The organism is Microcoleus sp. D3_18_C2, assembly GCF_036702395.1.
Taxonomy (GTDB): domain Bacteria; phylum Cyanobacteriota; class Cyanobacteriia; order Cyanobacteriales; family Microcoleaceae; genus Microcoleus.
This window is the reverse complement of sequence record NZ_JAUBTG010000023.1, coordinates 77,895-89,602: the sequence shown is the minus strand read 5'-3', so window position 1 is coordinate 89,602 and position 11,708 is coordinate 77,895. Positions and strand designations below refer to the sequence as shown.

11 protein-coding genes are annotated in these 11,708 nt (G+C 44.1%); 6 read left to right on the top strand and 5 right to left on the bottom strand.

All coding sequences use genetic code 11. The features are described from left to right. Positions 1-910 precede the first annotated feature (910 nt). The gene (locus QUA88_RS15890) at positions 911-1,102 is read right to left on the bottom strand and encodes a hypothetical protein (protein ID WP_333212685.1); all 192 of its coding nucleotides are present in this window, start codon (positions 1,100-1,102) and stop codon (positions 911-913) included. A 222-nt stretch (positions 1,103-1,324) separates the two neighbouring features. On the opposite strand from QUA88_RS15890, the gene QUA88_RS15885 reads away from it, so the two are divergent. The 6 genes from QUA88_RS15885 (at position 1,325) to QUA88_RS15860 (ending at position 9,619) form a co-directional block, all read left to right on the top strand. After that, on the top strand, positions 1,325-2,515 hold the full coding sequence (locus QUA88_RS15885) for a glycosyltransferase (protein ID WP_333051455.1): 1,191 nt from the start codon (positions 1,325-1,327) through the stop codon (positions 2,513-2,515). A 74-nt stretch (positions 2,516-2,589) separates the two neighbouring features. Continuing rightward, on the top strand, positions 2,590-3,933 hold the full coding sequence (locus tag QUA88_RS15880) for a glycosyltransferase (RefSeq protein ID WP_333051453.1): 1,344 nt from the start codon (positions 2,590-2,592) through the stop codon (positions 3,931-3,933). A gap of 118 nt (positions 3,934-4,051) precedes the next feature. Beyond that, positions 4,052-4,195, top strand: a complete 144-nt coding sequence (locus QUA88_RS15875) for a hypothetical protein (protein WP_333212688.1) — start codon at positions 4,052-4,054, stop codon at positions 4,193-4,195. Further along, positions 4,192-4,983 carry an ABC transporter permease gene (locus QUA88_RS15870; RefSeq protein ID WP_333051451.1) on the top strand — a complete coding sequence of 264 codons (792 nt, stop codon included), beginning with the start codon at positions 4,192-4,194 and terminating at the stop codon, positions 4,981-4,983. The genes QUA88_RS15875 and QUA88_RS15870 overlap by 4 nt, the downstream gene beginning before the upstream one ends. Beyond that, positions 4,984-7,056, top strand: coding sequence for a Wzt carbohydrate-binding domain-containing protein (locus QUA88_RS15865; RefSeq protein WP_333051450.1), 2,073 nt, complete (start codon positions 4,984-4,986; stop codon positions 7,054-7,056). A gap of 136 nt (positions 7,057-7,192) precedes the next feature. Then, positions 7,193-9,619 (top strand): sulfotransferase, encoded by a 2,427-nt coding sequence (locus tag QUA88_RS15860; protein WP_333272560.1) that lies wholly within the window; start codon positions 7,193-7,195, stop codon positions 9,617-9,619. Positions 9,620-9,749: 130 nt separating this feature from the next. Here the strand turns inward: QUA88_RS15860 and QUA88_RS15855 are convergent, their stop codons facing one another. Genes QUA88_RS15855 through QUA88_RS15840 form a run of 4 tightly spaced genes read right to left on the bottom strand, consistent with a single transcriptional unit; the run spans position 9,750 to position 11,626 of the window. Beyond that, entirely contained in the window at positions 9,750-10,973 is a 1,224-nt protein-coding gene (locus tag QUA88_RS15855) for an NAD(P)/FAD-dependent oxidoreductase (protein ID WP_333051446.1), read from the bottom strand. A gap of 7 nt (positions 10,974-10,980) precedes the next feature. After that, positions 10,981-11,109, bottom strand: coding sequence for a hypothetical protein (locus QUA88_RS15850; RefSeq protein WP_333272556.1), 129 nt, complete (start codon positions 11,107-11,109; stop codon positions 10,981-10,983). A 44-nt stretch (positions 11,110-11,153) separates the two neighbouring features. After that, positions 11,154-11,312 (bottom strand): hypothetical protein, encoded by a 159-nt coding sequence (locus QUA88_RS15845; RefSeq protein WP_333212694.1) that lies wholly within the window; start codon positions 11,310-11,312, stop codon positions 11,154-11,156. Next, positions 11,309-11,626, bottom strand: a complete 318-nt coding sequence (locus QUA88_RS15840; protein WP_333051443.1) for a hypothetical protein — start codon at positions 11,624-11,626, stop codon at positions 11,309-11,311. The genes QUA88_RS15845 and QUA88_RS15840 overlap by 4 nt, the downstream gene beginning before the upstream one ends. Between the last annotated feature and the right edge of the window lie 82 nt (positions 11,627-11,708).

Sequence of the window (11,708 nt, the reverse complement as noted above, 5' to 3'; positions counted from 1 at the left end):
CGTCCCGCCCGTCATGAGTGGACGGGCGGGACGCCCATCCCACTTTCAAGAGTGGAAGTTATTTAATTCTCATTCCTAACTGCTTTTGTCAAGGCAGAGAGAGACTTTATGAGTTTGATGGGTTTTTTTGTAAAAGTTTGATACATTCTTCTAAGTAAACCTTGTGGCTATCGAGGAGAGAGTGTAAATGGCTTTTTGACCGAAAGCCTCCAGGATACCCGCCACGTGATTCATCCGTGCAGAAATAAAAAACCTGTATCCGATAAAGGATCCCCCGAATTTATCTCGCGCAAGTCAATACTTCAATTCTTTAATCTAAAATCTAAAATCTAAAATCGCGCCATCGATTGACTGCCCCATAATACGTTTGTTTACTCCGCTCATTGACAAGGGGGCAAAACGATGCGTTTTTTTGTTTAACCCCAAACATAGCCACATAAATCCCCAGACAATACATGATATTCATTCTGTAAAAATACCACTAAGTTGCCAGAAGTAATCTCAGCTCGATGAGTCTCCAACCAGCCTGTAATCTCCTGTTTCTTTTATCGTTTATGGGTCTGATTTAGGGTTGAGTTTGGGAGTATTTTTCACCTAATCCGTGCGCGGTTCGATCGCGAAAGTTTGAAGGGCGAGAGTGTTGAATTATTTGGTATGCTGTCGTGCATTTAAATTGTATATTCAGGGCGGGCGGGACGCCGAACCCCCTACTTCCCACACGAATTTATTTTTTTTGATATACAATTTAAATGCCGCCACAGCTTAGGTTTTTGAGAATAGTAAGCTGTGGAGCATTTAAACCACTAACGAGGCCAGTAGGGTGCGTCAGCTCTCGATCGCTTCCACCGGCAAGGGAAACGCGGAGGACGCTCCGCACCCTACAATACTATTTTAAATGCTCCACAGCTTATCAGAGCGCAATTAGAGCTGAAATGAGGAGCGATCGCACCAACCCGGTTTTATCAAAAAATCGGGTTTTTAGATGTGGCATTAATGGCGAGGCTTGGTGGCGATCGGCTGCCAATAATACCTGCAATTGACACAATCCTCGACGCGGGATCGTTGCCGATGGTAAAACTTGTGTTGGGAAAAAACTTGACATCAGCGGGTAATTGAAAGTAAAAATAAATAAAAGCAATAAAAGCAATGAGGCTTTATGTTTGATTCGCAATTTGATTCGCAATTTGATTCGCAATCGGCGATCGGCAAGTGTGGCATTGAGAAGTTGCTATACCCTAAAACAATTTATGCTAAAATACATCCGGTAATATACGGAGTATCTAGGATTTTTTCGCAATCTAAAATATAAAAGATAAAATCTAAAATGGCAACAGCTATTGTTGAGCTGGAAATCTCCAAACTCCCGCCAGAAATTACGGTTGATGAGCGTTACAGCAAAGCCTTGGTTTTAATTCGACTGCACGGAAAACCGATCGGTCAAGCTCTTTTGTCCGTAGTCGGAGGTGGCATTGGCGGTGACGAATTACGGGAAACACTGATGAAGGCTGCGGGGGACAACTTGTGGAAAAACTTGCTCTACGAGACTCTAGAATGGGATGAGCGGGGGTCGGTGGAGGTATTGCAGATCGCTACAGTAGCGGTTTGCACGCGCGATCGCCCGGAAGATTTGCGGCGCACTCTTGACGCGCTGATGCAGCTCCCAGACGAGGGTCAGGAATACTTAGTAATTGACAATTGCCCCAGCACGGACGCGACGAAGGAACTGGTCAAAAATTACCCACAAGCCCGCTATGTGCGCGAAGACTTACCAGGCTCCAGCGCTGCCCGTAACCGAGCTTTACGCGAAGCTAAACATGAATTCGTAGCGTTTACAGATGACGATGCGGCCCCCGATCCGAACTGGCTGCGATCGCTCTTGCGAAATTTCAGCGATCCGCGAGTGATGTGCGTCACGGGGCTGGTGATGCCCTTGGAACTGGAAACCGAAGCGCAAGAATGGTTCGAGCGCTACAGCCCCCACGGGCGGGGATTTGAGCGCCGAGTTGTTGATGGGGCGCACTGCAATCCTCTGATTGTGCATCTTGTGGGAGTTTCGGCGAGTATGGCTTTGCGGAAAAGTTCGATCGACTACATTGGGCTGTTTGACGAAGCTTTGGGGGCGGGAACGCCCACGGTGGGTGGCGAAGACTGTGAACTTTTTGCCCGCATTTTGCGCGCGGGCTACTGCATTGTCTACGAGCCGAGAGCATTGAGTTGGCACCGCCATCGGCGCACTTGGGAAGAATTGCGAAAAACGCTCCAAGGCTACGGCATCGGAGTCTATGCTTTCTGGACGCGGATGTTTGTAATCAACAGAGAATTCAGTGTGCCTCTATTAGCTTGGGGATGGCTGTGGTATAAGCAAATTCCTGAATTAATTGCTTCTTTGCGAAAGCAGCCGGATGCGGTTCCGAGGGATTTGCTGTGGGCTCAACTGCGGGGCTGCATTAGCGGGCCGATGGCTTATTTTGCTTCTAGGAAGTTGTTACAAAAAATGAAGGGGAGCAATGAATAGGGATTTGTAGATTATTTTTAACGGTCGATGAAGGGAGATGAAATGCAGATGAAGTTAATTGTTGTAATGTAAATATGGAAAATCTAACAGTTAGCATAATTATTCCTAGCCACAACCGAAGTTCTTCGCTGCGGCGGGCTTTGGATGCTTTGCACTTGCAGACTTATCCGATCGACCTGATCGAGGTTATTGTAGTGGCAGATAGCTGCATAGATAATACTTTGGCAATGCTACAAGACTATAAAGCTCGGTTTAAAGTGCAGGCGATCGAGGAAAATTGCCGGAGTGCTGCCATCGCCCGCAATACGGGAGCGGCTTCGGCTACGGGGCAATTGCTGCTGTTTCTCGACGACGATATCGAAGCGCTGCCGCCTTTGGTGGAAAGTCATGCGCGGGTTCACTCTTTGCGTCCGGGCTCGGCTGTCATGGGCCCCTATCCGCCTAAGTTGCATGGAGGAACTACATTGTTCGAGGTGGAAGTGCGATCGTGGTGGGAAGAGAAGTTTTATCAGATGAGTCAGCCCGGTCATCGATTTACTTATCTAGATTTGCTCAGCGGCAACCTTTCTTTGGATGCAGAACTGTTTGCTCGTCTCGATGGGTTTGATTCGGCTTTTGGGAACTGTGGCGGAGAAGATTATGAGTTTGGGATGCGTTTGCTGAAAGCTAATGTACCTTTTGTTGTGGCTGCTGAAGCAGTGGGCTATCATTACGAACACGAAACTAACAATCTCGATCGCTCTTTCGGCAGATTTCGTCAGGAAGGGCGATCGAATGTTTTGATCGGGTACCGACACCCGGAACTTAGACCGATACTGCCGATAGCAGTCTACGAAACTGCTGACTCGCTGGTGGATAAAATTGTGGTGGCGGTCACGTTTTTCTGGCCGGCTGCTGTGGATTGGCTGGCTGTGGGAGCCAGGAAATCTCTTGATTTACTCGAAAGCTTGGGGATGCGGGGAACTTGGCGGTGGTTGCGGGCAAAATTGCGCGCTTATTGGTATTTGCGGGGTGCTATTGATGAGTTGAAAAGTCGATCGGCTCTTTCTAGTTTTATGCAAGGTGAGCCTGCTGGTGCTGACTTGGGCAGACATGAAATTGAAATCGATTTGCAGGAAGGTTGGGAAGCAGCAGAACGAATCATTGACGAGAAAAAACCCGATGGCATTTACCTCAGTTACGGTGAACTGTCTGTCGGTCACGTCACTCCCAAATTCGGTGTAGAGCCACTGCGGGGCGCTCACTTGCGATCGATTCTGGCCCTTGACTTTGCCGAACCCCTGGCTCGGGCGATCGCGGTTAAGGGTATGCCCAAAAGTGCTGCTCATTCCGAGCCTAGCTTGGTTGACAACACCCTACTTCAAAATCTACAGTTGTTTACAGTATTGGAGAAAAAAAACCTGAAAACTTCTTCCTAGAAATGACATAATTAGATTAGATAAAAAACAGAATATAGAGGTGTAATCAAGTCAGACATTAAGTGATAGAAAATAGTAATTTAGATATTAAAAACCACAGAAAGTGACAAAGGTAATTATGACAATAAAATTGATCGAAGCAGATTTTTTAGAACCAATTTCTGACAAACAGACTCTGGTACAGACCCTGAATTTGGTTAAGATTCTGCCCTGGAATTTATCCGGGGGAGAACCTCAGATAGTTGCTGGGGGTGTGCTGTGAGAAATGCGGGAAAGGTAGCTTATATTCGCAAAATAACTCATTTCTTTGATTTGCTACGGGTATTGGTCGATCGCGAGATGAAATTACTTTACAAGCGATCGACCTTGGGGATTGCTTGGACTTTAATCAGTCCGCTGTTACAGTTGGCTGTATTTTCCTTTTTGTTTCGCTCTGTAGTACCCCTTAATATTCCAAAATTTTCTTCCTTTGCTTTCAGCGGCTTGTTAATCTGGAATTGGTCTCAAACGGTATTATTTAAATCAACGGCATTAATTACCAATCATAAGCCACTAATCAGGCAGCCAAATTTCCCGTCGGCAATTTTGCCGATAGTCACGACGACGACGGGGCTCATTCACTTTTTCTTAGCATTGCCGGTGTTACTTATCTTTCTGGCAATTGATGGCGCTCCTCTGAATGCAGTGCTCTTGTTGTTGCCGCTGCTGATGATTATTCAGTTTTTCCTGACAGTTAGTTTTGCTTATCCCCTTGCCGCTTTGAATGTCACTTTCCGCGACACTCAGCACACTTTGGGAGTAGTTTTGCAGATGCTGTTTTACCTGACTCCGATTTTCTACGACATCAGCAGCGTCCCCGAAAAATTTAAGATTTTTTATTACTTAAATCCAATGGTGCCCCTGATTGAAGCTTACCGCGCCATACTTCTTAAAGGTATGCAGCCGGATTGGTCTGCTCTGTTAATTTTGAGCTTGGCTGTGGCGGCTCTTTTACCCATCGGACTGGGAATTTTTAGACGGCAAAGCGCTCATTTTGTGGAGGAAGTGTAAATGCGTGAAGCAATTATTGTCAAAGGTTTGGGTAAGCGTTTTAACCGCTACTCTACCGCGAAACCTCATACGATTATGGAAGCCGCTTTGTCCGGTTGGTGGAAGCTGAAGCCGGAGGCGAGTTTTTGGGCGCTGCGGAATATAAATTTTACTGTTTCTCCTGGCGAAATGCTGGGAATTCTTGGAAAGAATGGCGCGGGAAAATCAACGCTGCTGCAAGTTGTAGGCGGTATTTGCAGGGCTGAGGAAGGTTCTATTAAAGTTAACGGCAGAATTGGCGGGTTGTTAGATTTGGGTGCGAGTTTTCACACGGATCTAACGGGCAGAGAAAACGTGTTTGTGGGCGCGGTGGTGGCCGGTTTGACTCGCCGGGAAGTGGCGCGCAGGTTTGACGATATTGTGGAATTTGCAGAGTTAAAACAGTTTATTGACAGCCCGACGCGGACTTATAGTACGGGGATGAAAATGCGGCTGGCTTTTTCGGTGGCGGTGCATACCGATCCAGAAGTGCTGTTAGTTGATGAACATTTGTCGGTTGGTGATGTGGCTTTTCAAACTAAATGTTTGAATAAGATAACTGAGTTTAAGAATCAAGGATGCGCGATTGTTTTGATTTCTCACACTGCGTCGCAAATTCAGAAAATGTGCGATCGGGCTTTGTGGCTGAAATCCGGTGAAATCGTCGCTTACGGGGAACCGGAAGTGGTAGTCGGTCAGTATTTGTCAGAAATGCGATCGTCCACAGAAAATAGCACTCCCCTGCGTGCTGCTGAAGCTACAAGTAGCGGTTCGCCACTGCGAGGTAATCAGAATCGCTTCGGTACTATGGAAGTAGAAATTACCGATGTCAAAGTGTCGCCAAATACGGAAATAGATAGCGGTGATGCTATTAGCATTGAAATTCATTATTCGGTGGCGCAGGAAATTTCTGCTGCTATTTTTGCCGTGACAATCAGCAGGGATGATGGTCAAAGTTGTTTTGAGACTAATACTAATCAAATGGGCAGACTGCTGCCGCTGGTGAAAGGGAAAGGCAAAATCCGGCTGCAAATAGATAGGCTGGATTTAGGAAACGGTCAGTATTACGTGAATGCTGGGGTTTACGAGGAAACTTTGGCTTACGCCTACGATTATCAGTGGCAGGTTTATCCGCTGTACGTGCGATCGACTGTAAACCAAAAAACGATTCTTTGTCCGCCGTACCGCTGGGAATTTGAGGGCAAAATGCCGCTTATGGATGTGGCCGAACCAGCCACGGCAACTTACGATTTGGATAATAATCATCCGGGCTACGCCAAGATTTTGACTCAGTTGGAAAACAAGCAAAAACCTGACTTTTTAATAATTGGCGCTCAAAACTGTGGCACAGAATATCTATACAGCCATCTCGAAAATCACTTGCAAATTATCAAAGAAGGTTCTCGAGATATTCACTTTTTTGAATTAAATTTTGAGCGTGGTGTTGATTGGTACAGCAAGCAGTTGACACGGAGTGTAGCGAGTGAGAAGGTGATCCTGTGGGAGATGACTTCTTACTATATTTATCATCCTTTGGTGGCGGAGCGAGTTTACAAGTGTTTCCCGGATGTTAAGCTGATTGTAATGCTGGGAAACCCAGTAAAACGAGCGTGGATGCACTATCATTTAGAAGTGGCGCGAGGCACCGAAAAGTTGGATTTTGAAAAGGCGATCGCTTCTGAACCCGCTCGACTCAAAGGTGAGATTGAAAAAATCAAAGCAGATGAAAATTATTACAGTTTCAATCACCAGCATTATTCCTATTTGTCGCGGGGAATTTATGTAGAACAAATCAAAAATTGGCTCGACTATTTTCCGAGAGAACAGTTGCTAATTATCAAGAGCGAAGATTTTTACGCACATACAGGCAAAGTATTTTCCGAAGTATTGAAATTCCTGGATATTAGTGAAAATACAAGTAAAAAATATGAAATTAATCATGTCGATGAATACAGCCAAATGCCAGCGACAATAGAACAAGAATTGACTAATTATTTCAAACCTTACAATCAGGAACTTTCGGATTTATTGCATGAGGATTTTAGTTGGAGTTAGGAAAAAAGTTTTTAAATGCAGAGTGCCCAGAGACGAACATGAATCATACCTCTTTCTTCTCTTCCTCTGTGCCCTCTGCGCTCTCTGCGGTTCCTAAAAAAAAAATTAATTCACAAACCATCTATCAGCTAGAAAAATGAAACGGATATTTTTAGTAGGCTCTCCGAGAAGCGGCACAACCATGCTTCAAAGTTTATTAGCTGCTCACCCTGAAGTTATTTCTTTTCCTGAATCTAAGTTTTTTCACTATTTACTGTACAAGAAGTTTGCGGGAAAGTTGCCAGGTAGGATGGAAGCTTTTTTTAAGGATGAGATTAATCGGCCTGAACTTTTGCAAGGTTTTGATGATAGTCAAACTGTGGCAACTAAAGTTAGTTGGTTTGTCGGAGTTTTGGATGGTTTGGCGGCGGAACAAAACAAAAGTATTTGGTTGGAAAAAACGCCGGAACACATATATTTTATTGAGGACATACAGCGCTTTTTGCCGGATGCTAAATTTATACATATTTTGCGAAACAGTATGGATACAATAGCTTCTCTGCATGAGGCGACTAGGAATTCTCATGATTTGTGGGGGCCTGGTTGGGATTTAAACCACTGTATCCATCGCTGGAAGGAGGCGATGTTAATTAGTCACAAATATGCTAAAAATTCTAATCATATATTAGTCAAGTATGAGGAAATACTCGACAATAAAGTCAAAAAATTAGAAAAACTTTGTCAGTTTATGGAAATTGAGTATGATGATAAAATGCTGGAGTTTTATCAAGAAAAAGCTGCTCATCTCAGTTTAAATCTGCCTTGGCATCAAGGGATTGATAGAGAGGTTAAAAGTAATAAGGTTCACAAATATCATAAAATTTTTAATGACCAGGAAATTCGATATATTTTAGATAAGATTAAGCGAGTAAAGGGTGAAATTGCCTGGAAGTTGACGGTGGAAGTGAGCGAACCAATTTCCGATATTTGTAATCTTCCGCAAATATACGATCGCCTGTGCTGTACGATAAAACTAGAAGGAATTAAACTCGGTATTGTTGAATTGCCGATTTGCGATGGCATGGTTGCGGCTTCGGTGTTGGCGGATGCGGTTGCAGCCCAGTTTGCTTGGCAAATTCTCGATCGCTTCTTTCAACGCAATCGCTGCGAAAAAGGCAATAAATTGTGGGAAACTGTGCTGAAACCATTGCACCCTAAACATGACTGGACGCTATTTTTGCAAGAATTATGGGGGCGTCCCCATTGGAATTTGGAGGATTTCTACAATCATGAAATAGCTGAGGAAGTCCCAACAATTACCCTCGAAAAAGATTTGATTGCTGTAGAAGTTAGCGAGGAATTTGCTAATATAAAAGTTGAGCTTTCTGAAATAAACCTGCTGGTGAAAGTAGGCGGCGTTGCTGTCGGGATTGTCACTGTTGCGGTGGAAAATAATTTTGTTTCGGCTCAAAAATTGCGATCGACAATTAATCGAAATATTGGTTTTGAGTTGTGCGTCGCCGCCGTGCGAGAAGCTTTGCTGGGAAAACCACTCAACGGCAAGCAATGGCTACGATCGCGCTTAGCCTCTTGTGCTCAACAAAGGTCTAATTTGCCCGACAGTTTGAATGCAGCGGGTGCTGGGGGCATTTACCCCCAAAATGCGGTGATCTTCGGCAGGCGATCGGGTGCGATCGGGACAAGTGTCAGCCGTCGCGCCTCACTCCCGGCGGCTGCGCTACAGGAAATCGAGTCAGCCGCAGCAATCGCGGGGGAACCGACAATGCAAATTCCCCAAGAAAACGAGTTCCCAAAGCAAGTATTTTACGCACCGGAAATCATTCGCTCAAAATCTTCTTATCAGGAAGTTTCTCACTCCGTGAAACCTCAAGTTTTGGACAACCATAGCGTTACACAAAGGCTGCCGATTCTCTCCTACCGCCGCATTTCTCCTGACAGTTTAGACGCAGTTAGCCCCCAGGTTTTGGAACAACAGTTGCAGTATCTCAAAGATCGCGGTTATTATAGTGCGAGTTGGGAAAATTGGCAAAGTGCGAAACGGGATAAAACTCCTTTACCCGGTAAAGCTGTATTGATGACTTTTGACGGCGGCTATCTCGACTTTTTCCAATATGCTTGGCCTCTGCTAAAACGCTTTGATTTTACAGCGACTGTTTTTCTCGTAGCTGAGTCAATAGGAAAGACAAATAGTTGGGAAAAAGCCGAATTTGAAGAAGTGCAGTTAATGGGATGGCCGGAAATTTTGCAACTGCAGAATGCAGGAATTGAATTCGGTTCTATGTCTGCTACTCATCAACCTTTGACGGCATTGTCGCCGACAGAAATTGTGCGGGAGGGGGCGAAATCCCGTGCTATCTTAGAACGGGGATTAGAGAAATCTGTTAAATGTTTTGCCTATCCTTACGGGGATGTCGATCCAATTGTAGCGCATTTAATTGGAGCGAGTGGATATACTTTTGGTGTATCATATAAATTAAATTATAGCAGTTTTGACGATAATTTAATGTCTCTGCCGCGCATTAAAGTTACAGGAGAAAAATTTTTATGGCAATTAGGTTTGTAGGGTGCGTCAGCCAGCGAGATTTTTCCCTCAACTAACAATTTTTCAACAGACGCACCTTACTTTTAAGTCAGTAGGCTGCGTCAGCCAGCGAGATTTTTCCCTCAACTAACAATTTTTCAACAGACGCACCTTACAAGTGAAATCGCTTAATCAATCCCTTGATTTTCCGCTGCAAATAACCGCCGAATCCTCTGGAAATTCTCTCAAATTTATAATAAAATAAAATATCCATCACCTCTTCAGTTTTCATATACTTTAAATAAGAAATCATTTTATCGGTTAGTTCATCATTAACATCATCGATATACTTTCTCACCGCCAACCTTTCTGAAATATTCCATTTCCGATCAAACTTGCGGTGCATTTGGGTCTCATAATCCCGAAAATCTGAGATTTTCCCCTGCAAATAGCTTTGAATATATTTCCCTGCGATTTGGGCACCATCCATCCCGTGTCTAATCCCTTCGCCGCCCAAAAAATTTACTGTCGAGACAGTATCGCCGATCGCAATTACATTATTTTCTTTCCAATAAATATCCTTCAAACCAGGACTGTACTTCAGCGTCGAACCATGTTTGTCAATAATTTTATAACTTTTAGACTTCAGATATTCATCAATCAGTAAATCAATATATTTTTTCAGCGGTGACAAATGCCTCACCGTTTTCGGGTCTAAAAAAATGCGACCCGCACCAACTTTCAGTCGGTTTTGTTCCATTGGGAATATCCAGGAATAACCCTTCGGCATCCATTTATCGCCCAAAAAGAAGATTAAATCACCGCTGTATTTATTGTAAACTTCTGGCTCTACTTCAATTAAATATTCAATTCCAGTTCCCGACAAAAAATTGGGCTTATCATTCTCTTTTTCGTACATAACCGCCCTAGCGAAGCCAGTAGCATCAACCAATACTTTCGTGCTAACTTGGATAAGTTTACCGTCGGATAACTGTTTAAATTCGACTATTGTTTCGCCGTTTTCTTGTGAGTGTCGAATGTAGCGATAACCAAGCCAAACTTCACCGCCAAATCGCTCAACTTCGCTAGCCAAAAATGCTCTAAATTTAGCAAAGTTGAGAACAACTCCCAAGCTTTCGGGAGACTCCCAAGTTTGACTGACTTTGCTAGTTTCAATAGTAAGTTTGTGCCAAAAACTGCCGATAACGGATTCAGGTAAATCGAATTTAGAGAGGGTTTCTAGAGGTGTAGCGGCGCTAGAAAAGTCATTTTTATTAAAATTGTCGTTTTGCTCTGCCAGCAAGACTTTGTGGCCGGATTGGGCTAGGATTCTCGCGCAGTGACCGCCTGCAGGGCCTGCTCCTACTATTACTATGTCAAAACTTTTTAAATTCATTTTGCTTTTAACTCGCTTCCAATGTCAAAACACCCGCCGAAATATCAACTACCAATCGCCGATTTTTCAACAACTGGCGGCCGATTAAAATTTCCGGTACTCCGGCACCCATTAGGGTAAAATCCCCCGGATTCATCCGTAATCTCGCTTTATTCAATTATTCAATTTCAAATCTAAAATCTAAAATCTAAAATCTAAAATCGATTGACTGTCCATTGCTAACCAGCCCGAAAAACCTGTATCTAGCAGGGCATCAACAGGTAATTCTAAGCCGTTATCAGCAATCAATTCAATTTCCAAAAATAGCTCATCCTCATCACCAAATGTTCCTTGAATCATATCGTGCCACACGCCCCTGTATTGTTGATGCGGAACATGAAGGGGATAGCATTTGGATGTTTCTGGCGACACATTTTGGTAGCCACCATATCATCTTTGTCGATAAAATAGTCTCCGCTGTCGGGTTCAACGGCCATGTACCAGTTGTAGTGGGTTTTAATCAATTCTGGTTTGAGGCGATCGAAAATTGGTTTGCAGCGCTGATAAAATGCTTCTCTTTCGGCTCGCCACTGGGCTTTTTTTTCTTCTGACCACTGAATTTCTGGGAACAGTCTTCCCCGCCGCACGGTACGATTTGGTTTTACGTTAGTCATTGTTTTTTCTCCCTTATCCTCAAATCTTCCTTCAATCATGCTGCTCTTTCACTGTCATAGATCGGAGCTAGAATGGTAAGGT

What these genes read in the sequence shown, in the direction of transcription:
- QUA88_RS15890 (WP_333212685.1), bottom strand. Translation starts at nt 1,102, where the DNA reads ATGTCAAGTTTTTTCCCAACACAAGTTTTACCATCGGCAACGATCCCG.
- QUA88_RS15885 (WP_333051455.1), top strand. Translation starts at nt 1,325, where the DNA reads ATGGCAACAGCTATTGTTGAGCTGGAAATCTCCAAACTCCCGCCAGAA.
- QUA88_RS15880 (WP_333051453.1), top strand. Translation starts at nt 2,590, where the DNA reads ATGGAAAATCTAACAGTTAGCATAATTATTCCTAGCCACAACCGAAGT.
- QUA88_RS15875 (WP_333212688.1), top strand. Translation starts at nt 4,052, where the DNA reads ATGACAATAAAATTGATCGAAGCAGATTTTTTAGAACCAATTTCTGAC.
- QUA88_RS15865 (WP_333051450.1), top strand. Translation starts at nt 4,984, where the DNA reads ATGCGTGAAGCAATTATTGTCAAAGGTTTGGGTAAGCGTTTTAACCGC.
- QUA88_RS15860 (WP_333272560.1), top strand. Translation starts at nt 7,193, where the DNA reads ATGAAACGGATATTTTTAGTAGGCTCTCCGAGAAGCGGCACAACCATG.
- QUA88_RS15855 (WP_333051446.1), bottom strand. Translation starts at nt 10,973, where the DNA reads ATGAATTTAAAAAGTTTTGACATAGTAATAGTAGGAGCAGGCCCTGCA.
- QUA88_RS15850 (WP_333272556.1), bottom strand. Translation starts at nt 11,109, where the DNA reads ATGAATCCGGGGGATTTTACCCTAATGGGTGCCGGAGTACCGGAAATT.
- QUA88_RS15845 (WP_333212694.1), bottom strand. Translation starts at nt 11,312, where the DNA reads ATGATTCAAGGAACATTTGGTGATGAGGATGAGCTATTTTTGGAAATT.
- QUA88_RS15840 (WP_333051443.1), bottom strand. Translation starts at nt 11,626, where the DNA reads ATGACTAACGTAAAACCAAATCGTACCGTGCGGCGGGGAAGACTGTTC.